Source organism: Brevibacterium salitolerans, assembly GCF_039531405.1.
Classification (GTDB): Bacteria; Actinomycetota; Actinomycetes; order Actinomycetales; family Brevibacteriaceae; genus Brevibacterium; species Brevibacterium salitolerans.
Genome location: NZ_BAAAPZ010000002.1, coordinates 757097 through 780361 on the forward strand (window position 1 = coordinate 757097; position 23265 = coordinate 780361).

The window sequence follows — 23265 nt, forward strand, 5'->3', positions numbered from 1 at the left end:
TCCAGGCCTCCAAGGGAGAGAACATGACGACGACCCAGCCCCAGCACATCCGCCGCGCGGCGATCCTGGGCGGCAACCGCATCCCGTTCGCCCGCGCCCACAAGGAGTACGCGCGGGCCTCGAACCAGGACATGCTCACCAGCGCCCTCGACGGGCTCGTCGCCCGGTTCGGCCTCGCCGGCGAGAGACTGGGCGAGGTCGCCGGCGGTGCGGTGCTCAAGCACTCCAAGGACCTCAACCTCACGCGCGAGGCGGTGCTCGGCTCGGCGCTCGCCCCCACCACGCCGGCCTTCGACCTCGGCCAGGCCTGCGCCACCGGCCTGGAGTCCGTCGTGACGATCGCGCAGAAGATCCGCCTGGGCCAGATCGAGTCCGGGATCGGAGCGGGGGCGGACTCGGCCTCGGACGCCCCCATCGCGGTGAGCGAGGAGCTCCGCCAGGTCCTCCTCGAGATCAACCGGACGAAGACCATCTCCCAGCGCCTCAAGGCGATCGCGCGCCTGCGCCCCTTCGATCTGGCCCCGCAGGCCCCGTCCAACGGCGAGGCGCGCACCGGCAAGTCGATGGGCGAGCACCAGGCGCTCACCACCGCGGAGTGGGGCATCACCCGCGAGGACCAGGACGCGCTCGCGCTCGCCTCCCACCGCAACTTCGCCGCCGCCTGGGACCGCGGCTTCTTCGACGACCTCGTCACCCCGTACCTGGGCGTCACCCGCGACACCAACCTGCGCCCGGACTCCACACCGGAGTCCCTGGCGAAGCTCTCACCGGTGTTCGGACGTGAGCTGCGTGCGGAGCCCACGATGACGGCCGGCAACTCGACCCCGCTCACGGACGGGGCCTCGGCGGTCCTGCTCGCCAGTGAGGACTGGGCGGCAGAGCACGGCCTCACGCCGCTGGCCTACCTCACGGATGCGGAGGCGGCCGCCGTGGACTTCGTGGACGGCGAGGAGGGCCTGCTCATGGCGCCGGCCTACGCGGTGCCGCGGCTGCTGGAGCGCAACGGCCTCACCTTCGCGGACATCGACGTGTTCGAGATCCACGAGGCCTTCGCCTCCACCGTGCTCTGCCACCTCGCGGCCTGGGAGAGCGAGGAGTTCTGCAGGGAGAAGCTGGGCCTGCCGGGCGCACTGGGCCGCATCGACCGTGCGAAGCTCAACCCGAACGGCTCCTCGCTGGCCGCCGGACACCCGTTCGCGGCCACGGGAGGCCGCATCGTCGCCTCCGTCGCCAAGCACCTCCACGAGACGGGCCAGCAGCGCGCCCTCGTCTCCATCTGCGCCGCCGGCGGCCAGGGTCTCACCGCGATCATCGAAGCCTGAGCACGCACACATCCACGTCTGGCACTCATGAAGTCTGGAAGGGAACCCCTCATGGCCGACTCTCACCCCCACGACCGGTACACGGAGCTCGCGAACGGGCCGCTCAAGCTCCTCGTGAAGAAGCTGGGCCTGCCCGCTCCCGTGCCGCTGCGGCGCATGGCCGACGGCGCCTATCTCTCAGAGCCCGTCCTCGTGCTCGGGCCCTCTGCGGCGGCGGACGCCTACGCGCAGCTGCTCCTCGACAACGGCTTCGACGTCCGGCGCACCCCCACCTCGGAGAAGCTGCAGGCGGTGCTCGCCTTCCTCGACGAGGCGGCGGTACCCGGCGACCTCTCCGGCACCGCGCTCGAGGTGGGCGGAGCGCTGCGCAGCCTCACGAGGTGCTCCCGCGTCATCACCTTCTCCCGCATGCCCGGCACCACGGCACACCCCTCGACGGAGATCGACCCCGCACTCGCGGCCGCTCGCAACGGCGTCACGGGCCTCACCCGCTCACTGGCCCACGAGATGCGCGCAGGCGGGACCGCCAACGGCATCGTCGTGGCCGATGGCGTGCCGATGGACGCCCCCAGCGCACGCGCCGCGCTGTGGTTCCTGCTCTCGTCCAAGTCCGCCTACGTCTCCGGTCAGTTCCTCGAGGTGGGCACCGAGGCCGGTGCAGACGTGACCGCGCAGGAGTTCGCGGGCCGCACCCTCGCCGGGCGCACCGCCGTGGTCACCGGGGCCGCGCGGGGGATCGGCGCGGCGATCGCCGCCACCCTGGCCCGCGAGGGCGCGCACGTGCACGGCGTGGACGTCCCGCAGGCCGGTGACGCCCTCGCGAAGACGATGAACGCGGTGGGCGGCCGGGCGCTCCAGCTCGACATCACGGACCCGGAGGCCGGCAGCGCCATCGCCGCCCACGTGGGCGGGCCCGTCGATCTCCTCGTCAACAACGCCGGCATCACCCGCGACAGGATGCTCGCGAACATGGACGCCGGCCGCTGGGACTCCGTGCTCGGCGTCAACATCGAGGCGCAGCTGCGGCTGGGCGCCGGGCTCACCGAGGCGGGCGCCTGGGGGATGACCCCGCACGTCGTCTCGCTGGCCTCGATCTCCGGGATCGCCGGCAACCGCGGGCAGACCAACTACTCCGCATCCAAGGCGGGCGTCATCGGGATGACCGCGGCCTCGGCGGCGCAGTTCGCCCGGCTGGGCGGCTCCGTCAACGCGGTGGCTCCGGGGTTCATCGAGACGGAGATGACGAAGAAGGTCCCCGTGCTCACCCGCGAGCTGGGGCGCCGCATCTCGAGCCTGCAGCAGGGCGGTCTGCCCCAGGACGTCGCGGAGGCCATCGCGTTCCTCGGCTCCGACGCGGCGACCGGCATCAACGGCTCCACGCTGCGCGTGTGCGGCCAGAACATGATGGGGGCCTGATGCTGAAGACCTATGCGAAGGGTGCCGCGCAGAGTGCACGCCTCCGCCTCCGGCCCGCGGCCGGCGGCGATCTCAGCCGTGTGGCCGGTGACGCCTCACCGCGCCGGGTCCGGGAGTTCACCGCGGAGGCGCAGAAGGTGGCGGAGTTCTGCCGTGTGGTGCACGAGCCGGTGGCCGATGCCGTCCCCGTCACCTATCTGCACGCAGAGGCGTTCGAGGAGTCGATGGAGCTCATGAGCGCACGGGAGTTCCCGCTGCCGCTCGTCGGCATGGTCCATCTGGCGAACACCGTCACGCAGCACGAGCCCGTGCGAGTGGGGGAGGCGGTCCGTGCGACCGTCTGGATCGAGGAGATCCGCGCCCACGCCAAGGGGACCGAGGTGGTCGTCGCAACCCGCTTCGAGGTGGCCGGCAGGCTGCGGGTGGAGGAGACCTCGACGATGCTCGCCAAGGGCGTGCACGTGCGCGGGGCCGCCGAGGCCGTGGTGCGCGAGCGCCGGGAGTTCACGCCCGGCACCCCCGTCCTGCAGTGGCGCTTCACCGGCGGCGATGCGTCCGCCTACGCGCGGGTGTCCGGCGACAGGAACCCCATCCACCTCAGCGGGGCGGCCGCCAAGGCTTTCGGCTTCCCCACGCGGATCGCCCACGGCATGTACACCGCCGCCCGTGCGCTCGCCGCGGCGCAGGTCCGCACCCGGCCGTTCACCTGGGAGGTGGAGTTCGCCTCGCCGGTGCTGCTGCCCGCGCGTGTGGACGTGGGAGTGCGCAGGGTGCGGGGCGAGGGCGAGCACGGCGCTGAGGTGCTCGAGACGGAGGTGCTCGAGACCGAGGTGTGGAGCCCGAAGAAGGGGAAGCTGCACATGCGCTCACGCCTGGAGCTGTCCTGAGGGCCCTCCGCGCAGATGCGGGTGAGAGGTCGCTCACAGAGCGGCCGCACCGGCTTTGACCTGCGAGGAAGCGCGTGTAGAGTTCTTTCCGTTGCCTGCGCGGGTGGCGGAATAGGTAGACGCGCTAGCTTGAGGTGCTAGTGTCCAATTTATCGGACGTGGGGGTTCAAGTCCCCCTCCGCGCACAGCTCGCAGAAGCGCCGCAGGGTCGCATGGATCCGGCGGCGCTTCTGCGATTCACGCTCCGCCGTTCCGGGGTGCACGGCAGGCACGCAAGCGGGGGCTCGGCGATTTGCGCTCTGCAGGAGCCGCTGTGTAAGGTTGCGATGTTGCCTGCGCGGGTGGCGGAATAGGTAGACGCGCTAGCTTGAGGTGCTAGTGTCCACATTATCGGACGTGGGGGTTCAAGTCCCCCTTCGCGCACAGACTGCGACATCGCACAGAGACGGTGCCGCACACAGAGAGGCCTTCGGCTCGGGAGACATTCCGGTCCGGAGGCCTTCCTTCATCCCGGCGGCCTCTCTGGGGCATGCCGCTCGTCACCGCAGGAGAGGAAGCCGTGCACTCCGTCCTCGTGGGTTCCGACTCCTCCGGTTCCGTCGTCCTCGTCGACCTCGACGGGGACGGAGTGCCCGGCCGCCGCGATCGGGTCTCCACGGCGGACCTTCCAGAGGCGATCGCCGCACGCGAGCGCACGGTGCGACCCCGCTGGGTGTGGAGCGACACCTCGGTGTGGTACCCACAGCTGCTCGCCGCGGGCGTGCGCGTGGACCGGTGCCACGACCTCCGCCTCTGCCACACGATCCTCTCCCGCACTGCGGCCGTGCGCCACCATGCGCCCCTGCGCGAGGATCCGCGCTGGGAGGCGCCCCCGGCCTCGGCCTCGGCGGCGGAGCCCGGCGACGGGGAGGCCCTCTTCGACTACACCGGCCCCGGCGGCACGGCGCGGGAGGTGCCCCACGATCTCGATTCCGCCCTCGCGGAGCATGCCCGGCACCTCACGGCACTCCGGGAGGCGGAGGCGGACGACCCCGCACGCGCACGTTCGCTGCGTCTCCTCCTCGCCGCGGAGTCCGCCGGCGGGCTCATCGCCGAGGAGCTGCGCGGCGCGGGCGTCCCGTGGGACGTGGATGAGCACGACCGGATCCTCACCGAGGCGCTGGGGCCGCGCCCACAGTTCGATGCGAAGCCCGCGCGCATGCAGGCGGTGGCCGAGGAGGTCCTCCGCGCCCTGGGCGATCCCCGCGCGGAGCTCGACTCGCCGGTGAAGCTCGTGAAGACGCTCCGGCGCGCCGGCATCGCGGTCTCCTCGACCTCGCAGTGGGAGCTCCAGCAACATGAGCACCCCGCCATCGGTCCGCTGCTGCACTACAAGAAGCTGGCGCGCCTCCTCACCGCCAACGGCTGGTCCTGGCTGGCCGCCTGGGTGCACGACGGCCGCTACCGCCCGGTCTACGTGCCCGGCGGCGCGGTGACGGGGAGATGGGCCTCGACCGGCGGGGGAGCGCTGCAGATCCCCCGGCAGCTGCGCCCGGCCCTGCGTGCCGACCCCGGCTGGAAGCTGGTCTCTGCGGACGTCGCGCAGCTGGAGCCGCGCGTCCTCGCGGCGATGGCCGGGGACCGGGCGATGGCCCAGGCCGCCGCGGGCGCGGATCTCTACTCCGGGATCGTGGCGACCGGTGCCGTGTCCTCGCGGGACGAGGCGAAGACCGCGGTTCTGGGCGCCATGTACGGCGGCACCACCGGCGCGAGCGGGGTGCTGGTCCCGCGTCTGCGTGGCGCGTTCCCCGCCGCGATGGGGCTCGTGGACCGCGCCGCGGCGCTGGGGGAGCGCGGTGACGTCGTGAGCACCTGGCTGGGCCGCACCTCGCCGGAGCTGCCGGAACCGGATGCGGAGGCGGACCCGGAGCGCGCCCGGCGCGTCTCCCGCGAGCACGGCCGGTTCACCCGCAACTTCGTCGTACAGGGCACGGCGGCCGAGTGGGCGCTCGCGTGGCTGGCGTTCCTGCGCACGCGACTGGCCGCCCTGCCGGAGGACGTCGAGGCACCGCCGGCCACGGCCTCGGGCCCGGTGTTCGCCCGGCGCGCACACCCCGTGTTCTTCCTCCACGACGAGGTCATCGTCCATGCTCCGGCCTCCCAGGCGGAGGCCGCCGCCGAGGCCGTGCGCGCAAGTGCGGTGGAGGCCGGCCGCCTCCTCTTCGGGAACGCGCCGGTGGACTTCCCCCTCGACCTGCGCATCTCCGAACGCGCGGACAAGGGCGCGGAGAAGGAGAGCCCTCGGGAGGGAGAGGTGTCCGTGTGATCGAGGGCATACTCTCCGAGGTTGTCGCTGCCGCGCCCGGCTGTGTACGCTCATCCGTGTTGCCCGCGCGGGTGGCGGAATAGGTAGACGCGCTAGCTTGAGGTGCTAGTGTCCAATTTATCGGACGTGGGGGTTCAAGTCCCCCTCCGCGCACAAGTCGCAGAAGCGCCGCCGGATCGCATGGATCCTGCGGCGCTTCTGCGATTCACGCTCAGCCGTTCAGGGGTGCACGGCAGGTACGGAAGCGGGGGCCGGCGATTTGCACTCTGCGGGAGCCGCTGTGTACTGTTCTGTCTGTTGCCCGCGCGGGTGGCGGAATAGGTAGACGCGCTAGCTTGAGGTGCTAGTGTCCAATTTATCGGACGTGGGGGTTCAAGTCCCCCTCCGCGCACAAGTCGCAGAAGCGCCGCAGGATCGCACAGATCCGGCGGCGCTTCCGCCATTCACGATTGCCGATGCCGCGGGATACCCGCGCCCGGGGACATGTCAGATCCGCGTTGCTGCCGCAGCCCCCTATTCCGCCCGCGGCATCGGCCTGCCCCACAGGCGCATGTGCCAGCTGGGCGGGCGGCGGTCCGCCCAGTGCCGCTCCACCGCCTCCTCGTAGGCGCCCACGAGCGCCTCGGTGGAGGTCCGCCAGGAGCTGGCCTCGGCCTCCGCGCGTCCTCCTGCGGACAGGCGTGCGGCCAGCTGCGGGTCGTCGAGGACGCGCATCGCCTTCCGCGCCAGGTCGTCCGCGTCGTGCGGCTCGAACAGGAGACCGCCCACGCCGTCGCGCACCGCGAACGGGATCCCGCCCGCCCGAGCGCCCACCACCGGCACGCCCGAGGCCATCGACTCCAGCGCCACGAGCCCCAGGGTCTCCGTGGTGGAGGGGAAGACGAAGAGGTCCGCGCTCGCATACGCCGCCGCGAGCTCCGTTCCGGACATGTAGCCGGTGAAGACCGTCCGCGTGCCGGCGAACTCCTCCTCCAGCTGTGTGCGGAACGGGCCCGAGCCCACGAAGGCCAGCCGCACGTCCTCCGGCATCCGCGCCAGCGCCGCCCGCAGGAGCAGCAGGTCCTTCTCCTTGGACAGGCGGCCCACGTAGACGAGCAGCCGGTCCTGCGGGTGGCCGTCCGTGAGCCGCTCCCGCATCCGGACGCTGGACCGGGCGGGGGAGTAGGCCCGGGTGTCCACCGCCTTGGGCCACAGCTGCACGTTGCGGATGCCGGCCCCCTGCGCCCGCTGCACCATCTGCCGCGAGGTGCACAGATTCACCTGCGCCTCGTTGTGCAGCCGGGTGATCCACCGGGAGGTGGTGTCCGTGATCCACTCGAGCCCCAGCCGGCGGGTGTACGAGGGCACGTCCGTGTGGAAGCTCGCCACCAGCGGGATGTTCCGCCGCCGGGCCGAGAGCGCGCCGTAGGCGGCCAGCCACACGGGGTTGACCGCGTGGACCACGTGCGGGTGGAAGCGCTCCATCACCGCGGCGATCGACGGCGTCGGCAGTCCCACCTCGAGCTCCGGGTACCAGGGACGGAACGGCACGGACCGCACCGGCACCACCTCGAAGCCGGCGAAGGACTCCGGCGGATGCCCGGGAGCGAACACCACGACCTCGTGCCCCAGCTCCGCCAACTGCTCGAGTGACCGCGTGATGCGGGTGACGACCCCGTCGATCTTGGGGAGGAAGACCTCGGTGAAGAGCGCGATCCTCACGGAGACACGGACTTCGGCACGCCCGGACGGGTCCGGTCGTTCCACAGGCTGGTGGCGGGGATCTTCTCCAGGTCCGCCCGGTGGGCCCACCGCCGGGCGGTCTCCTCCACCTCCGTGAGCAGACCCGCGGACAGCGTGGTCGGCTCCAGGCCCAGGTCCAGGAAGGTCTCGTTCGCCGCGAACAGGTCGTTCTCTGCCGACTCCTGGCGGGGGTTGGGGACGGTCTCCACCCGGGCGCCGGAGATCTCCGCGACGAGTGCCGCGAGATCGCGCACCCGGTGCGTCTCCGTGAGCTGGTTGAAGATCTTCACCCGGTCCCCGGCCGCGGGCGGGTTGTCGATCGCGATCCGGATGCAGCGGACCATGTCCCGGATGTGGATGAACGCCCGCGTCTGCCCGCCCGTGCCGTGGACCGTGAGCGGGTAGCCCACCGCCGCCTGCATGAGGAAGCGGTTGAGGACCGTGCCGTAGTCGCCGTCGTAGTCGAAGCGGTTGACGAGGCGCTCGTCCAGCTCCGTCTCCTGCGTGTGCGTGCCCCAGATGATGCCCTGGTGCAGATCCGTGATCCGCAGCCGGTCGTTCTTCGCGTAGAAGGCGAAGAGGTGCTGGTCGAGCACCTTGGTCATGTGGTAGACGCTGCCGGGGTTGGAGGGGTACAGGATCGTCTGGTCGATGAGCTCACCGGTGCGGGTGCCGTCCGCGTCCTCCGCGTGGGCCTTCACGTCCAGGTAGCCCTCCGGGATCCGCATCCCGGCCGTGCCGTAGCCGTAGACGCCCATCGTGCCCAGGTGCACCACGTGGACGTCGAGGCCGGACTCCACGATCGCCGCGAGCACGTTGTGCGTGGCGTTCACGTTGTTGTCCACGGTGTAGCGTTTGTGGGCGGGGGACTTCATCGAGTACGGCGCGGCCCGCTGCTCCGCGAAGTGGACGAGGGCGTCCGGACGCAGCTCCCGCAGCAGGGCGAGGAAGCCCTCGTAGTCCTGGGCGAGATCGAGGTCCCGGAACCCGAGAGCGCGCCCCGTGACCTCCTGCCAGGCGGCGATCCTCTCCTGAGGAGTGCGGATGGGCGTAAGCGATTCCGTGCCCAGCTCCTCGTCGATGCGGCGCCGCGAGAGGTTGTCGACGATGACCACCTCGTGGCCCGCCTGTGAGAGATGCAGGGCGGCGGGCCAGCCGCAGAAGCCGTCTCCGCCGAGGACGAGGATCCGCACGTGGGTCTCCTTGCTGTTGTCGTGGTGCAGGGGTCGCGATCGAGCTCTCCCCAGCCTACTCGGCGCGTAGACTCGCGGGTGACGCGCGGGTGAACAGGAACGCGCGTGACCGCTCCCGCGAAAGGAACCCATGTCCGATCACACCCCCGGCGACCGCTTCGACGGCGCCGTCGCAGAGACCCTCGGGATCGCCCAGTCGCTCATCCGCTTCGACACCCAGAACTGGGGCGAGGGGAAGGCGAACCCCGAGCGCGAGGCCACGGAGTGGATCGCGGAGCAGCTGCGCGAGGTGGGCCTCGACTCGGTCATCCACGACTCCGAGCCGGGCCGCGCCAACCTCGTCGCCCGGATTCCCGGCACGGACCCGGAGGCCGGCGCGCTCGTCGTCCACGGTCACACGGACGTCGTGCCCGCGGACGCCTCGGAGTGGTCCGTGGACCCGTTCGAGGGCGTCGTGCGCGACGGTCTGCTCTGGGGCCGCGGTGCGGTGGACATGAAGGACATGGACGCGATGATCATCGCGAGCGTGCGCGACATGCTGCGCCGCGGTCTCCGTCCCCGCCGCGACCTCATCGTCGCCTTCTTCGCGGACGAGGAGGCCGGCAGCGTCTACGGCTCCCACTACATGGTCGACAACCACCCGGAGCTGTTCGCCGGTGCCACGGAGGCGATCAGCGAGGTGGGCGGCTACTCGACGGACATCCGCGGGCAGCGGGTCTACCTCGTGCAGACGGCGGAGAAGGGCATCGCCTGGCTGCGCCTCGTGGCCCACGGCACCGCCGGCCACGGCTCCATGGAGAACCGCGACAACCCCATCACCCGGCTGTCCGCCGCACTCGCGCGGATCGGGACGCACGAATGGCCGGAGGCGATGCCCGCGGCGACCCGCGAGCTCCTGGAGGGCGTCGCCGAGCTCACCGGCGTGGAGTTCACCGCGGAGACCACGGGTGAACTCATCGCGGAGCTGGGGTCCATCGCGAAGTTCGTGGGGCCCACACTGCGCAACACCTCCAACCCGACCGTGATCCAGGGCGGGTACAAGCACAACGTCATTCCCTCGACCGCACAGGCGCTCGTGGACTGCCGCGTGCTCCCCGGCCAGTTCGAGGACGTCATGCTCACGATCAAGGAGCTCGCCGGCGAGGGGATCGACGTCGAGACCGTCACGACGGGCGACGCGCTCGAGGCCGAGTTCTCCGGCCGCCTCGTCGACACCATGCAGGCATGCCTGCTGGGCGAGGACCCGGACGCGCTCATCCTCCCGCACGCCATGAGCGGCGGCACGGACAACAAGGCGCTGAGCAAGCTGGACATCACCGGCTACGGCTTCGCACCGCTGCGGCTCACCGGCGACCTCGACTTCGCCGCGATGTTCCACGGCAAGGACGAGCGGGTGCCGGTCTCCGCGCTCGAGTTCGGCACCCGCGTGCTCAGCCGCTTCCTGCTCGAGGCCTGAGGCCGCTCCCGGCCGGGCTACTCCGCACCCTTCGGCCAGGACGCCAGCGTCACCCCCGCCAGCACGATCGCCATGCCCACGAGCGTGCCGGGGGTGACGGGCGGACTGCCGGGGAACACGAGGTCGAGGACGAGCGAACCGAGGAGGTTGCCGAACAGCGAGGTGAGCGAGAGCAGGAGCACGCCCAGGCGCTGCACCGTCGTGGTGGTGATGCCGATGAAGAGCACGCCCACCAGACCGCCCACCAGCATCCAGGACTCGCCCGGCAGTGCGGGGAACTCGGCAGGCGGCGCACCTGCGGCCCAGGCGAGTGCCGAGCAGGCGAGGAGGAACGTCCCTCCCACCGCGAAGTTCACGGTGGTGGCGGTCACGGCCGAGGCCGTCGTGCGCTTGACCCGGCCGTTGAGCGCCTGCTGGACGGTGGTGAGCGCGCCGGAGGCGAAGGGCACGAGCGGCGCCCAGAGCGGGAAGGCGCCCGCGGTCCCGCCCCAGCTCGCCACCACCACCCCGGTCATGACGACGAGGGTGCCGAGCAGCCGCGCGGGAGTGGCGGGTGTCCTGCCTCCGGGTGGGAGCTCGGTCGAGTCCACGACCAGCGCACCGGCGAGCTGTCCGGCCACGAACGCCATCGTGAAGACGGAGACGCCGATGAGCGGGACGGTGAATGCCTGTGCGACGACGACGCTCACGCCGCCCAGGCCGCCGGTGAGCATCCACCAGCGCAGCTCGCCGGAGCGCAGCGCCGCTGCCAGGGCCCGGAAGCCCCTGCGGCCGGCGGGGACGAGCGCGAGGGCGATCACCATGACGACCATGCCGCCGGCGAAGGACAGGGTCGCCGCGTGGATGCCGGTGCCCACGACCTCGGCGAGCGTGCCGTTGGCCCGGGACTGGAAGGCCATGAAGAGCCCCGCGAGCGCAGTGGCCGCGAGGGCGAGTCCGGTGGAGAGGTCTGTGCGCACCCGGGCAGGCTACCAGCAGGCGGGCTGTACCCCTCCGCCGCCCGCTACAGTGGGGTGATGGAGATCATCCTCGTCCGCCACGGCGAGTCCACCGCCAACGTCGCCGGTGTCCTCGCAGGCCGCAGCAACGATGTCGCCCTCACGGAGCGGGGGAGGGAGCAGGTCGCCGGTGCCCGCGTGCTCGTCCCCGAGCTGGGCGTCCCCGAGGTCCCCGTCCTCACCTCTCCCATCGCCCGCTGCGTCGCCACGGCGCGCATCCTCCTCGAGGCCGAGGGCCGCGAGGCACGGGAGCCGGACGTCCTCGACGCGCTCGCGGAGGTCGACTACGGGGAGTGGACGGGACGCGGCATCGCGGAGCTGCTGCGCGAGGAGCTGTGGCAGACGGTGCGCACCTCGCCCAGCCGGGCCCGGTTCCCGGGCGGGGAGTCCCTGCCCGAGGTCGCGGAGAGGACCCGCGCCGCCCTCGCCGCCGCCGTGCGCCGCGGGGAGGAGGCGCAGGCGGAGACCGTCGTGCTGGTCTCGCACGGGGACGTCATCAAGCTCGCGCTGGCCCACGCGCTCGGTGTGGAGCTCGACCGCTTCCAGCGGATCGCGGTGGCACCGGCTTCGGTCTCGCGCATCCGCGTGGACGCCGGTGACGGGCACGGACCGCCCATGACCGTCACCATGCTCGGTGCCACCGCCGCCGGCCGCCGCGCCGAGGCCGCGGTGCCCGGCGGCGGCAGATGATCAGCTCGCGCTCAGCACGCCGGTGAGCAGCAGCGCGTAGATCACGAGGCCGAGGACCACGCGGTACCAGACGAAGATCGCGAACGACCGGGTCTGGACGTACTTGAGGAAGCCGACGATCACGACGTAGCCGAGGACGAACGACACGGCGGTGGCCAGGAGGGTGGGGCCCCAGCCGAGCACCATCTCCTCGCCGGCGGCGACCTCGGTGAGCGACTTGTAGACGCCGTACGCGCCGGAAGCCATGACCGCGGGGATCGCGAGCAGGAACGAGTAGCGGGCGGCCTCGGGGCGGGTGAAGCCCATGAACCGGCCGGCCATGATCGTGCCGCCGGAGCGGGAGACGCCCGGGATGAGCGCGAGCGCCTGGGCGCAGCCGAACGCGAGGCCCTGCTTCCAGTTCATGGACTCGAGGGTGAGCTCCCGGCGCCCCACCCGGTCGGCCACCCCAATCACCAGGCCGAACACGATGAGCATGGTGGCCGTGATCCACAGGCTGCGCAGTACGGAGTCGATCTGCGACTCGAAGAGGAGGCCGAGCACGCCTATCGGGATCGAGCCGAGGATGATGAGCCAGCCCAGGCGGACGTGCGGATTGCTCCGGTCCTCGCGGCCCACCAGCGAACGGCACCATGCGCCGATCACCGTGACGATGTCCCGCCAGAAGTAGACGAGCACGGCCGCCTCCGTGCCGATCTGGATGATCGCCGTGAAGAAGGCCCCCGGATCCTGGCCCGGGAGCATGAGCTCACCGGCGATGCGGACGTGCGCGGACGAGGAGATGGGCAGGAACTCGGTGAGCGCCTGGACGATGCCGAGCACGGCGGCGATGAGCCAGTCCATGGAGACGCGGGGTCCTTTCGGTGGGCGGCGGGGGAGCGGGTCAAGGGTACTACCTGCGTCCGGTAGCCTTCTGAAGCATGCGCCAGAATCAGATGGGTCGGACCGGTCTCCACGTGTCAGAACTCGCACTCGGCACCTTCGAGTGGGGACGGAGGGTCGACGCCGCGACGGCGCAGGAGCTGCTCGACGCCTACGCCTCCGCGGGCGGCACCCTGGTGGAGCTGCCCGCGTTCGACGCTCCCGCTGTGCATCTGCTGGGAGAGCTGCGCCGGCCCAGCCGGGTGGCGCTGGCCGCACGTGTGGGTGTGAGCAGCCCCGGCGGCACCGGCCGCCGCTATCGCACCGGCCGGGTCGATCTGCTCGCCGATGTCCGCACGCTGCTGAGCGGTCTGGGCCGGGAACACCTCGAGGTGCTCGTGCTCGACGCCTTTGACCCCTCCGTGCCGCTCGAGGAGACCGCCTCCGCGCTCACGGTGCTCGCCCAGCGCGGGGACGTGGGCTACGTGGTCGCCTCACACCACACCGCCTGGCAGCTGGCCCTGCTGAGCGGGTTCTCCGGCGTGCCGCTGGCCGGCGCCGTCGCGGAGTACTCCCTGCTCCGGCGGGACGCCGAGGCGGACCTCCAGCCGGCGCTGGACCACATGGGCCTGGGACTCATCGCGGGCGCCGGGCTGGGGCGCGGGGTGCTCACGGGGCAGTACCTCAAGCGGATGCCGCGGGGCAGCCGCGCCGGTGGCGACTTCTCCGCCTACGTGGGGGAGCTGCTCGACGAGGACTCGACCGGGATCGTGCAGGGCGCAGTCAAGGCCGCGACCGCACTCGGCGTCTCGCCGGTGGACATCGCGCTGGCCTGGAACCGGCAGTCGGCCGCAGCCAGCACCCTCGTCTCCCCGCGCACCCGGGCCCACCTCGACGAGCTGCTGGCCTCCCACCTCACCCTCGCGCCGGAGATCCGCGACGTGCTCGAGCAGATCTCCGATCCCCTGCGGTGAATGGGGCTCCGCCGCCGTGAGCCGCGCCTGAATGCGCAGGAGCCCGGCACGTGCCGGGCTCCTGCGGTCCGCGTCACCGCGGTGGGGAGGGGTGCTCAGCGCGAGGAGTCGTCCTCGGAGTCGTCGAGGTAGTCGTCGTCCTCGTCGTAGTCGTCGGCATCCTCGTCATCGGTGTCCTCGTCGTCCTCCTCGGAGTCGTCCGCGTCGTCGTCGCGCTCGTCCTCGACGTCGTCGAAGAGCTCGAACGGGGTCACCTCCCCGTACTCCTTGTAGAGGGCGTCCTCATAGAGCTCGAAGGCGTCGGCGAGCGCCATGTAAGCGGCCTCCACGCGGGCGTCGGTGTCCGAGGTGCGGTGGGCGGAAGCCGCGAAGTGCTCGCGGACGGCGGCAAGGAAATCCTCGAGGGCTGCGCTCGGATCAGTGCTCATGGTCACAAGGGTACCCCGTTCGTATAGCCTGTGTGCATGCCCGCTCATGTCTACGACCACCAGTCCCCGGAGCGCTTCGTCGTGGGCACCGTGGGGCTGCCCGGCGAACGCACGTTCTTCCTCCAGGCCACCTCGGCCGGGCGGGTGGACAGCTTCGTCCTGGAGAAGGAGCAGGTCGAGGTCCTCGCCGAGCGGATCGACGAGCTGCTCGACCTCGTGCGGGCCCGGTCCACCGGTGAGCACGGCGTGCCGCCGCAGCCGCTGCCGGAGCTCGAGGACAACGGCGGGCTCGTCACGCCCGTGGACCCGGAGTTCCGCATCGGCACGATGAGCATGGGCTGGGACACGGAGAACCACCGCCTCCTCCTGGAGTGCTTCGAGCTCACGCGCGCGGACGCGGAGTCCGGCTCCAGCTCGGAACCCGGCGACGACGGCCAGGAGCGTTCGGTGCTGCGGGCGATGCTCCCCGGTCCGCAGGCCCGCGAGTTCGCCCGCCGCGCCCTGCAGGTCGTCTCCGCCGGGCGCGGCGAGTGCCCGCTGTGCCACCAGCCCCTCGACGCCGCCGGGCACGTCTGCCCGCGTCTCAACGGGGTGCCCCGCTGACCGCCTCGACGCAGGAGGTGCTGGGGCTGCTGTCCGCCGGCACCGTGTACGTCCTGGGCCGCATGCCCGGGGCAAGCAACGAGACCCACCTGTGCGCGGTGGCCGGGAGCCCGGCGCAGGGGGCGGCGGGACCGGTCGTCCGCGCCGTGCTCAAGACCCGGGCGGGGGAGCGCGCGCTGCCGGACTTCCCCGCGGGGACGCTCTCGCACCGCGAGGTCGCGGCCTTCGAGGTCTCCCACGCCCTGGGCCTCGACGTGGTCCCTCCCACCGTCTGGCGGTCCGACCTCGGCGGTTCGCTCCAGATCTTCGTGGAGACGGACCCGGCGGCCGATCCCGCCGTGGTCCTCGCACCCCCGGGCGGGCTTCCCCGCGACCTCGCTCCCGTGCTCCGCGCGGAGCTCGCCGGCGGCGGCGAGGTGGTCCTCGCCCATGCGCTCACCCCGGCCGTGCGCCGGATCGCCTTCTTCGACGTCCTCATCGACAACGCGGACCGCAAGGGCGGCCATCTGCTCACGGGAGCCTGGCTCGCCGGCGACGGGCCCCACGAGGTCCGCGTCCACGGGATCGACAACGGCCTCGCGTTCAACACCGTGCCCACGCTGCGCACCGTGCTCTGGGGATACGCCGGCGAGCCGCTCACGGACGAGGAGCGGCACTGGGCCTCGCGGACGGCGCACGGGGAGCTCGACGCCGTGCTCGCCCCGCACCTCGGCGCGGAGGAGCGGCGCGTGCTCGCGCTCCGCGCCGCGGGGCTGCTGCAGCGCGGTCGCATGCCCGAACCTCCGCGGAACCGCCGCGCGGTCCCCTGGCCGCCGCTGTGAGCGAGCCCGCCGCTGTGACGGGGCGAACGGGCGGGGAAGTTCGCGTACTGCCTGAGAAAGTGCCATGCTGGTCCGGTGAAATCGTGGTCAGCACCTGAGATCCCCAGCCTGCCGAACCGTGGGAAGCGTCCCACCGTGTTCTGCTCCTCGCATCGCGGGCCGGCCGGGACATGCCGCAAGAAGAAGGAAGCGCGCCTGTACGTCTGCGGGATCACCCCCTACGACGCCACCCACCTGGGGCACGCCGCCACCTACGTCGCCTTCGACGTCCTCCAGCGCCTCTGGCTCGACGCGGGGATCGAGGTCACCTACGTCCAGAACACCACGGACGTGGACGATCCGCTGCTCGAGCGCGCAGCCGCCACCGGGGTGGACTGGCGCGAGCTCGCCACCAGTCAGATCGACCTGTTCCGCTCGGACATGGAGCACCTGCGCGTGCTCCCGCCCGCCCACTACATCGGCGCGGTCGAGTCGATCCCGGAGGTCGTCGAGGCCGTCACCGCGCTCGTGGACTCCGGCTGCGCGTACACCCTGGACAACGGGGACGTCTACTACCGGGTGAGCTCCGAGGTGGAGCCGCCCTTCGGCTCCGTCTCCCACCTCACCCGCGCGGAGATGCTGCCCGTCTTCGCCGAACGCGGCGGAGACCCGGAGACCCCCGGCAAGGAGGACCCGCTCGACCCCCTGCTGTGGCGCGCGGCCCGGCCGGGTGAGCCGGAGTGGGACGGCGGCCGCCTCGGGCCGGGCCGGCCCGGCTGGCACATCGAGTGCGCCGTCATCGCCCAGCGCTACGCGGGCCTGCCGCTCACGGTGCAGGGCGGCGGCTCCGACCTCGCCTTCCCGCACCACGAGATGGGCGCCGCCCACGCGGAGTCGCTGACGGGCAGGCCGTTCGCCGAGGCCTACATGCACGTGGGCATGGTGGGCTACGAGGGCGAGAAGATGTCCAAGTCCAAGGGCAACCTCGTGATCGTCTCCCGGCTGGTGGAGCAGGGCGCCGATCCCATGGCGATCCGCGCCGTCCTCCTCTCGCACCACTACCGCAGCGACTGGATGTACGTCGACGGGCTGCTCGAGGACGCCACCGCCCGGCTCGAGGCGTGGCGGGCCGCGGCCCACGCGGGCACGGACAAGGAGGAGGCCGAGGAGCTCGTCGCCGAGCTGCGAGCCGTCCTCGCCGACGACCTCGACACCCCCGCCGCCCTCGACCTCCTGGACAACTGGGCGGACGAGTCCGACGACGGGGACTCCGACCCGGAGGGCACGCGCCTCGTCATCGACGCCGTCGACGCACTGCTGGGCATCGACCTGCGCTGAGCCGCGCAGGCCGGGCACCGCCTCTCAGCCCTCGTCGCGGCGCAGGTAGCGCTCGAACTCGCGGGCGATCGCATCGCCGCTGGCCTCGGGGAGGTCCGCGGCGTCCGTCATGGACTCGAGTCGCCGGACGAAGTCAGCGAGGTCCTCGTCGGCCTCCACGGCGGCCTCGGCGTGGACCTCCCACTCGCGTGAGCGCTCCACGAGGTCCCCCTGGTCCAGCACGAGGCCGGTGAGGTCCTCGAACGCGGTCATGAGCGAGAGCTGCGCCTTGGGGGAGTGGCCCCCGCCGGCGTAGCCGGGCACGGCGGCCCACAGCGAGACGCCCGCGTGCCCCTGTGCGGCGAGCTCGCACTCGATCACCCCGATCATCCCCGTGGGCCCCTCGTACTCGCTGCGCATCGCATCCGCGGCGGGCACGTCCTCCGGGCGCTCGCTCGTCACGGTCACGGGGATGGGCCGCGTGTGGACCGTGTCCGCCAGCAGGGCGCCCACCAGCACCACGGCGTCGCCGGGCTCCACGCGCTCGGCCACGAGTGCGGCGAACCGGCGCCACAGGAAGGCCGGCTCCTGGCCCACGATCACCTCGACGGGGATCGCGGTGCCGGGCACCGTGCCGGTGTGGATCTCCGCGCACGGCCATTCGATGCGGGCCTCGCCGCCGGCTCCGCGGCGCAGCGAGGGGCGGTGGGTCTGGTAGTCGTAGAACTCCTCGCCGCCGAGGAGGCCGGACGCGGTCAGCTCCATCTGCGCGATGAGCTCGCGGGCGAAGGAGGACGCGGCCTCCGCCGCGTCGTTCCATCCCTCGAAGGCGATCACGATGAGCTTCGATCCGGACTGAGGCAGGTACTCCATGCTCCACAGACTACGCTGGCACCCATGAGCTCCACCGCACCCGTCACGTCCTCGCCACCGCCTGCCACGCCCCCGCTGCCCTTCACGGCCGCCCTCTGGGACATGGACGGCACCCTCGTGGACACGGAGCCGTACTGGATGCGGGCGGAGACGGAGCTCATGGCCGCGCACGGCCTCCACTGGGACGAGGAGCTGGGCGAGCTCATGGTGGGCAACCCCCTGCTCACGAGCGCAGAGATCCTCCGCGCCCACGGCCTGCCGCTGCCGGCGGAGGTCGTCGTCGAGAAGCTGCTGGAGCGGGTCGTCGCGCAGGTCCGCGCACACGTCCCGTTCCGTCCCGGCGCGGCCGAGCTGCTGGCGGACCTGCGCGCGCACGGCATCCCCTGCGCGCTCGTGACGATGTCCTACCGGAGCCTCGCCGAGGCGGTGGTGGACGCCTGCCCCGCCGGCACCTTCGCCTCCCTCGTGACGGGCGACGAGGTCACGCACGGCAAGCCGCATCCGGAGCCGTACCTCACGGGAGCCGCCGCGCTGGGCGCGGCACCGCAGGAATGCGTCGCGTTCGAGGACTCGCCGCCCGGCCTCCGCTCGGCCGTCGCCGCCGGCACGCAGGCGGTGGCGATCCCGCACATCGTCGATCTGCCGGAGGTGCCCGAGGCCCGGGTCGTGTCCACGCTCAGCGGCCTCACCGTCACCGGGCTCGCGGAGCTGCTGCGGTCCTGAGTCCCGCCGACGCGCTCAGCGTCCGGCGATCGCGGTGATCTCCGGCGTGGGCGGCGGAGTGCCGCCCCACGCGGGGCAGATCGGCTTGAAGTGGCACCAGCCGCACAGCGGGGACCTGCGCGGGCGCCAGCGATCGGTCTCCGCGGCGCGGGCGATCTCGTCCCACAGCGAGAGGATCTCGTGCTCGGTGCGCTCCACGTCCGCCGCAGTGGGCCGTTTCGCGACCGTCGTGCGGCTGCCGAGGTAGAAGAGCTGCAGGGTGTGCACGAGCTCCCTGTCGCTGAGCCAGTGGACGAGCGCGTAGAAGCGCATCTGGAAGTCGGCCTCGCGCCCGTACTGCGGCTTGGGCTGCTTGCCGGTCTTGTAGTCCACCAGACGCACCTGGCCGCCCGGTGCCCTGTCCGTCCGGTCGACGAAGCCGCGCAGCTTCAGCCCCATGTCCAGCCGGGCCTGCACGAACTGCTCGCGGGCGGCAGGCTCCACCTTGTCCGGCAGCTCGAGGGAGAAGTACCCCTCCAGCAGCACCCGGGCCTGCTGCTGCAGGCGCTGGACGTGGTGGGGTTCCGGGAACAGCTCGGCCACCGTCTCCCCGTCCTTCTCCCGCAGCGCCTCCAGTGCGGGGGAGATGCCGGCCACCGCCTGCTCGAGGGTGCGTTCGGGCGCCGGCACGTCGAAGAGGCGTTCGAGCACGGCGTGCACGAGGGTGCCGCGGAACGCGGCCTCCGACGGGGGCTCCGGCAGCCGGTCGACGGTGCGGAGGCGGAACTTCAGCGGGCACTGCACGAAGTCGTTCGCGCGGGAGGGGGAGAGGGCGAGGAGTTCGGCCATGCGCCCACCGTACCCGTAGGATGGTCCGCGTGCCTGAACAGACCAGCTCCGAACCGGCCCCCGCCGCCACCCCCGGCGCCTCGCAGGGACTGCGCCTGGGCAGCGTGCTCGGCGCCCCCGTCCTCCTGGCCTGGTCGTGGTTCATCGCCGCCGGCGTCATCGCCGTGCTCGTCAGCCCGTGGGTGGCCCGGGTCCGCCCGGACCTCGGCTGGCTCAGCTGGGTGGTGGGCCTCCTCTTCTCCGTCGTGCTGTTCGGCTCCGTCTTCCTCCACGAGCTCGCCCACGGCGTGACCGGGCGGCTCTTCGGCTACCGTGTCGCGGCGATCGAGCTCAACGTCTGGGGAGGCTTCACGCGGTTCGAGCCCCGCACGGAGCCGGATTCCCCCCGTGCGGCCTGGGTGAGCTTCACCATCTCCGTGATCGGACCGGTGGTCAACCTGGTCCTCGGCGGCCTGGGCTGGCTCGTGCTCGACGCGCTCCCGCAGGGCTCGGTGCCCTGGCTGCTGCTGTTCGGCTTCACCTTCGCCAACCTCATCCTCGGCGCCATCAACCTCCTGCCGGGGATCCCGCTGGACGGCGGCTGGGCCCTGCAGGCCGTGTTCTGGCGCTTCACCGGCAGCCCCTACGCCGGGACCATCGCCGCAGCCTGGTTCGGCCGTCTCATCGCGGTGGGCTTCGTTGTCGTCGCGCTGCTCGCCCCGCTCGTGCAGGGGCAGCGGCCGGACCTCGTCACGGTGGGCTGGACGGCCGCGATCGCGGCGATGGTCTGGTTCTCCGCCTCGGACGCCGCCAAGCACGCCACGCAGGCCCGGCGCGTCGAGACCTACGACATGCGGCGGGTGATCCAGCCGGCGATCGCGGCGTCCTGGGACGCACCCCTGGACTCCGCCCTCACCTACACGGACCCGCACACCGGCCGGCAGCCGCTCATCGTCGTCCTCGACGAACAGGGGCTGCCCAACGGCCTCGTCAACCGCCAGGCCGCCGCCGGCCACGCGGGCACCGGCCGCCAGGTCCATGAGTTCACCCGCCCGCTGGGGCCGTGGATCGGAGCACCGGCGGACATCACCGCCCCGCACCTGCTCGAATCGCTCACCCACCGCCCCAAGGCGGCGTTCTGCCTCATCATGCAGGGGGAGGCCCTCGTGGGCTTCGTCGACCTCCAGGAGTTCTTCGACGAGCTGCTCGCGCATTAGAGCCGCTGTGCCTGCGCCCAGTAGAGTGGGCCGAATGGATGAGACAGCTATCGGCGCGGATCTGCGCCGCGGACCCTTCCGACCCGGCGACAAGGTCCAGCTGACGGACCCCCGGGGACGCCTCAACACGATCGTGCTGAAGCCCGGAGACCAGTTCCACACCCACCGGGGCTGGATCGAGCACGACGACCTCATCGGCGCTCCGCCCGCCTGCGTCGTCGCGAGCACGAGCGGCGTGGAGCACCAGGCGATGCGGCCCAGCTACGAGGACTTCGTCCTCTCCATGCCCCGCGGCGCCGCCGTCGTCTACCCCAAGGACTCGGCCCTCATCACCACGCTGGGCGACGTCTTCCCCGGCGCCCGCGTGGTGGAGGCCGGCGTGGGCTCCGGCGCACTCACGCTCGCCCTCCTGCGCGCGGTGGGCGACACCGGCTCCGTCCACTCCTTCGAACGCCGCGAGGAGTTCGCCACGATCGCCGCGGGCAACATCGCGGACTTCTTCGGTCAGGAGCACCCGGCCTGGCAGTGCACGGTGGGCGACCTCGTGGAGGAGCTGCCCGCCGCGGTGGAGGCCGGCAGCGTGGACCGCGTGGTCCTCGACATGCTCGCGCCGTGGGAGTGCGTGGAGGCCGCCGCGACGGCGCTCACCGCCGGCGGCATGCTCGTCTGCTACGTCGCGACCGCCTCGCAGCTGTCCCGGACCGCCGAGGCCGTGCGCGCCTCGGGCCTCTTCGCCGAGCCCCGCGCGCTGGAGTCGATGGTCCGCGACTGGCACCTCGAGGGCCTGGCCGTGCGGCCCGAGCACCGGATGATCGGACACACCGGGTTCCTCCTCTTCGCCCGCCGGATGGCGCCGGAGGCCGCCCCGCTCGAGCGCACGCGCCGGCCGCAGGGCACCGAGCCCACGGAGGCCGACCGGAGCGCGTGGTTCGACCCCGAGGTCACGGAGCACGCGATCGGCCAGCGCACGGCCACCCCCAAGAAGCTCCGCCGTCTCATACGGCAGACGGGCACGCGCGCGCGGATCGAAGCGGAGCAGGCTGGTGAGAGCCCAGAGCCCGCAGGAGGGGACGAGGAATGACGCAGGAGACGGTGGACGAGGCGGTCAGGCTCCGCCGCGAGAACGCGATGATGCGGCAGCAGCTGGTCGCCGCCGGCAAGCGCAACGAGACGCTCACGAAGACGCTGCGCGGCGCGCGCGAGGAGCTCACCCGCATCAAGGAGGAGGTGGCGGCCCTCTCGGAGCCGCCCAACACCTTCGGCACGGTGCTGTCGGCACCGCGCGGCAGCGGCGAGGCGCGCACTGTCGAGGTGCTCGCCTCCGGCCGGCGCATGCGCCTGGCCGCCGCTCCCGAGGTCGAGTCCTCCGCGCTCGTGCCCGGAGCCGAGGTGCGCCTGTCCGAGGGCCTCGTCGTCATCGACGCCGCCTCGGGCCGCGGCGTGGGCGACGTGGCGCCGGTGCGCGAACTGCTTCCCGACGGCGAGCGGGTGCTGGTGGGCGGACCCAACGACGAGGAGCTCGTCTACCGCCTCACGGACGCCCTGCGCACGCGCGGCGTGCGGGTGGGCGACGCCGTCCTCGTGGACCGCCGCACGCAGTTCGCCTTCGAGGTGGTGGACAAGCCGGAGGTGCAGACGCTGCTGCTCGAGGAGATCCCCTCGATCTCCTACGCGGACATCGGCGGACTCGCCGCGCAGATCGGGCAGATCAAGGACGCCGTGGAGATGCCCTTCGAGCACCCGGAGCTCTTCACGGAGCACGGCCTCAAGCCGCCCAAGGGCATCCTGCTCTACGGTCCCCCCGGCTGCGGCAAGACGCTCATCGCCAAGGCCGTGGCGCATTCGCTGTCCTCGCGCAGGAAGGACCCCCACGCCAAGAGCTACTTCATCAACGTCAAGGGTCCGGAGCTGCTGGACAAGTACGTGGGGGAGACGGAGCGCCAGCTGCGCATCATCTTCGCCCGGGCGCGGGAGAAGGCCACGGCGGGCAGCCCCGTGGTGGTCTTCTTCGACGAGATGGAGTCGCTGTTCCGCACGCGCGGCACGGGCAAGTCCTCGGACGTGGAGACCACGATCGTGCCGCAGCTGCTGGCGGAGATCGACGGCGTGGAGAAGCTGGAGAACGTCATCGTGATCGGCGCCTCCAACCGCGAGGACCTCATCGACCCCGCGATCCTGCGGCCGGGACGGCTCGACGTGAAGATCCGCATCGAGCGCCCGGATCCGGAGGGCGCGAAGGACATCTTCTCGAAGTACGTGACGGAGGCGCTGCCCTACCGCGAGGAGCTGCGGGACCTCGGCATCCCCGGCCTCATCGAGAGGATCGTGGAGCGGATGTTCGCTCGGACGCCGGAGAACGAGTTCGTCCGGGTCACCTATGCGGACGGCACCCGGGAGGTGCTCCACTACGCGGACTTCGCCTCGGGCGCGATGGTGTCCAACATCGTCGACCGCGCCAAGAAGCACGCGATCAAGGACCTGCTCGCCACCGGCGTGCGCGGGCTGGGCTGGGAGCACTTCGACCGTGCGGTCGCGGAGGAGTTCGCGGAGCACGAGGACCTGCCCAACACCTCCAACCCGGACGAGTGGGCGCGGATCTCCGGCCGCAAGGGCGCACGCATCGTGGAGCTGGAGACGGTGCAGCACGACTGAGCGCGCCGCTCCGGCGGGGAA

Annotated in this window: 21 protein-coding genes and 4 tRNA genes; 18 read left to right on the forward strand and 7 right to left on the reverse strand. The window is 72.1% G+C overall.

Annotated elements, in window-relative coordinates:
* Window positions 1–23 precede the first annotated feature (23 nt).
* The 8 genes from ABD240_RS04485 (at window position 24) to ABD240_RS04520 (ending at window position 6321) form a co-directional block, all read left to right on the forward strand.
* Window positions 24–1322 carry an acetyl-CoA C-acetyltransferase gene (locus ABD240_RS04485; protein ID WP_291795196.1) on the forward strand — a complete coding sequence of 433 codons (1299 nt, stop codon included), beginning with the start codon at window positions 24–26 and terminating at the stop codon, window positions 1320–1322.
* A gap of 51 nt (window positions 1323–1373) precedes the next feature.
* Entirely contained in the window at window positions 1374–2738 is a 1365-nt protein-coding gene (locus ABD240_RS04490; protein ID WP_344335511.1) for a 3-oxoacyl-ACP reductase, read from the forward strand.
* Window positions 2738–3625 carry a MaoC/PaaZ C-terminal domain-containing protein gene (locus tag ABD240_RS04495; RefSeq protein WP_291795200.1) on the forward strand — a complete coding sequence of 296 codons (888 nt, stop codon included), beginning with the start codon at window positions 2738–2740 and terminating at the stop codon, window positions 3623–3625. The genes ABD240_RS04490 and ABD240_RS04495 overlap by 1 nt, the downstream gene beginning before the upstream one ends.
* Before the next feature lie 97 nt (window positions 3626–3722).
* Window positions 3723–3810: transfer RNA gene (locus ABD240_RS04500), tRNA-Leu, on the forward strand.
* A gap of 150 nt (window positions 3811–3960) precedes the next feature.
* A tRNA-Leu gene (locus ABD240_RS04505) sits at window positions 3961–4048 on the forward strand.
* Window positions 4049–4154: 106 nt separating this feature from the next.
* Window positions 4155–5930: a bifunctional 3'-5' exonuclease/DNA polymerase gene (locus ABD240_RS04510; RefSeq protein WP_344335514.1), complete on the forward strand. Its 1776-nt coding sequence runs from the start codon at window positions 4155–4157 to the stop codon at window positions 5928–5930.
* A 65-nt stretch (window positions 5931–5995) separates the two neighbouring features.
* Window positions 5996–6083 (forward strand) — tRNA-Leu (locus ABD240_RS04515).
* Between the two features lie 150 nt (window positions 6084–6233).
* Window positions 6234–6321, forward strand: a tRNA-Leu gene (locus ABD240_RS04520).
* A 122-nt stretch (window positions 6322–6443) separates the two neighbouring features.
* Here the strand turns inward: ABD240_RS04520 and ABD240_RS04525 are convergent.
* A complete protein-coding gene (locus ABD240_RS04525) occupies window positions 6444–7631 on the reverse strand; it encodes a glycosyltransferase (RefSeq protein ID WP_344335517.1) in 1188 nt (395 codons plus the stop codon).
* Window positions 7628–8845 (reverse strand): NAD-dependent epimerase/dehydratase family protein, encoded by a 1218-nt coding sequence (locus tag ABD240_RS04530; RefSeq protein ID WP_291798576.1) that lies wholly within the window; start codon window positions 8843–8845, stop codon window positions 7628–7630. The genes ABD240_RS04525 and ABD240_RS04530 overlap by 4 nt, the downstream gene beginning before the upstream one ends.
* Window positions 8846–8975: 130 nt before the next feature.
* On the opposite strand from ABD240_RS04530, the gene ABD240_RS04535 reads away from it, so the two are divergent.
* Window positions 8976–10301, forward strand: coding sequence for a M20/M25/M40 family metallo-hydrolase (locus ABD240_RS04535; protein WP_291798578.1), 1326 nt, complete (start codon window positions 8976–8978; stop codon window positions 10299–10301).
* Between the two features lie 17 nt (window positions 10302–10318).
* Here ABD240_RS04535 and ABD240_RS04540 read toward each other — a convergent pair whose 3' ends face one another.
* A complete protein-coding gene (locus ABD240_RS04540; protein ID WP_291798581.1) occupies window positions 10319–11260 on the reverse strand; it encodes a DMT family transporter in 942 nt (313 codons plus the stop codon).
* 57 nt (window positions 11261–11317) lie between these two features.
* Here ABD240_RS04540 and ABD240_RS04545 point away from each other — a divergent pair, with 57 nt between their 5' ends.
* Window positions 11318–11989 carry a histidine phosphatase family protein gene (locus ABD240_RS04545; RefSeq protein ID WP_291798584.1) on the forward strand — a complete coding sequence of 224 codons (672 nt, stop codon included), beginning with the start codon at window positions 11318–11320 and terminating at the stop codon, window positions 11987–11989.
* On the opposite strand, the gene ABD240_RS04550 is transcribed toward ABD240_RS04545, so the two are convergent.
* Complete coding sequence (locus tag ABD240_RS04550) at window positions 11990–12832, reverse strand: undecaprenyl-diphosphate phosphatase (RefSeq protein WP_344335523.1); 843 nt, start codon at window positions 12830–12832, stop codon at window positions 11990–11992.
* A gap of 77 nt (window positions 12833–12909) precedes the next feature.
* Here ABD240_RS04550 and ABD240_RS04555 point away from each other — a divergent pair, with 77 nt between their 5' ends.
* Entirely contained in the window at window positions 12910–13824 is a 915-nt protein-coding gene (locus ABD240_RS04555; protein ID WP_344335526.1) for an aldo/keto reductase, read from the forward strand.
* Between the two features lie 95 nt (window positions 13825–13919).
* Here ABD240_RS04555 and ABD240_RS04560 read toward each other — a convergent pair whose 3' ends face one another.
* Complete coding sequence (locus ABD240_RS04560) at window positions 13920–14252, reverse strand: hypothetical protein (RefSeq protein WP_344335528.1); 333 nt, start codon at window positions 14250–14252, stop codon at window positions 13920–13922.
* Window positions 14253–14288: 36 nt separating this feature from the next.
* On the opposite strand from ABD240_RS04560, the gene ABD240_RS04565 reads away from it, so the two are divergent.
* The 3 genes from ABD240_RS04565 to mshC all read left to right on the forward strand — a co-directional run bounded on the left by ABD240_RS04565 (window position 14289) and on the right by mshC (window position 16993).
* Window positions 14289–14855, forward strand: coding sequence for a DUF3090 domain-containing protein (locus ABD240_RS04565; protein WP_291798596.1), 567 nt, complete (start codon window positions 14289–14291; stop codon window positions 14853–14855).
* A 17-nt stretch (window positions 14856–14872) separates the two neighbouring features.
* The gene (locus tag ABD240_RS04570; RefSeq protein ID WP_291798600.1) at window positions 14873–15676 is read left to right on the forward strand and encodes an SCO1664 family protein; all 804 of its coding nucleotides are present in this window, start codon (window positions 14873–14875) and stop codon (window positions 15674–15676) included.
* A gap of 75 nt (window positions 15677–15751) precedes the next feature.
* A complete protein-coding gene (gene mshC, locus ABD240_RS04575) occupies window positions 15752–16993 on the forward strand; it encodes a cysteine--1-D-myo-inosityl 2-amino-2-deoxy-alpha-D-glucopyranoside ligase (RefSeq protein WP_344335533.1) in 1242 nt (413 codons plus the stop codon).
* Between the two features lie 24 nt (window positions 16994–17017).
* On the opposite strand, the gene ABD240_RS04580 is transcribed toward mshC, so the two are convergent.
* Entirely contained in the window at window positions 17018–17845 is an 828-nt protein-coding gene (locus tag ABD240_RS04580; protein WP_291798605.1) for a PAC2 family protein, read from the reverse strand.
* Between the two features lie 24 nt (window positions 17846–17869).
* Here ABD240_RS04580 and ABD240_RS04585 point away from each other — a divergent pair, with 24 nt between their 5' ends.
* Entirely contained in the window at window positions 17870–18568 is a 699-nt protein-coding gene (locus ABD240_RS04585; RefSeq protein WP_344335536.1) for an HAD family hydrolase, read from the forward strand.
* Window positions 18569–18583: 15 nt separating this feature from the next.
* Here the strand turns inward: ABD240_RS04585 and ABD240_RS04590 are convergent, their stop codons facing one another.
* Window positions 18584–19396 (reverse strand): RecB family exonuclease, encoded by an 813-nt coding sequence (locus tag ABD240_RS04590; protein ID WP_344335538.1) that lies wholly within the window; start codon window positions 19394–19396, stop codon window positions 18584–18586.
* Window positions 19397–19416: 20 nt separating this feature from the next.
* On the opposite strand from ABD240_RS04590, the gene ABD240_RS04595 reads away from it, so the two are divergent.
* The 3 genes from ABD240_RS04595 to arc are packed head-to-tail and all read left to right on the forward strand — an operon-like array spanning window position 19417 to window position 23244.
* Complete coding sequence (locus ABD240_RS04595) at window positions 19417–20592, forward strand: site-2 protease family protein (RefSeq protein WP_344335541.1); 1176 nt, start codon at window positions 19417–19419, stop codon at window positions 20590–20592.
* A 34-nt stretch (window positions 20593–20626) separates the two neighbouring features.
* A complete protein-coding gene (locus ABD240_RS04600; RefSeq protein WP_291797304.1) occupies window positions 20627–21673 on the forward strand; it encodes a tRNA (adenine-N1)-methyltransferase in 1047 nt (348 codons plus the stop codon).
* Complete coding sequence (gene arc, locus ABD240_RS04605) at window positions 21670–23244, forward strand: proteasome ATPase (RefSeq protein WP_291797306.1); 1575 nt, start codon at window positions 21670–21672, stop codon at window positions 23242–23244. The genes ABD240_RS04600 and arc overlap by 4 nt, the downstream gene beginning before the upstream one ends.
* Window positions 23245–23265: the final 21 nt, after the last annotated feature.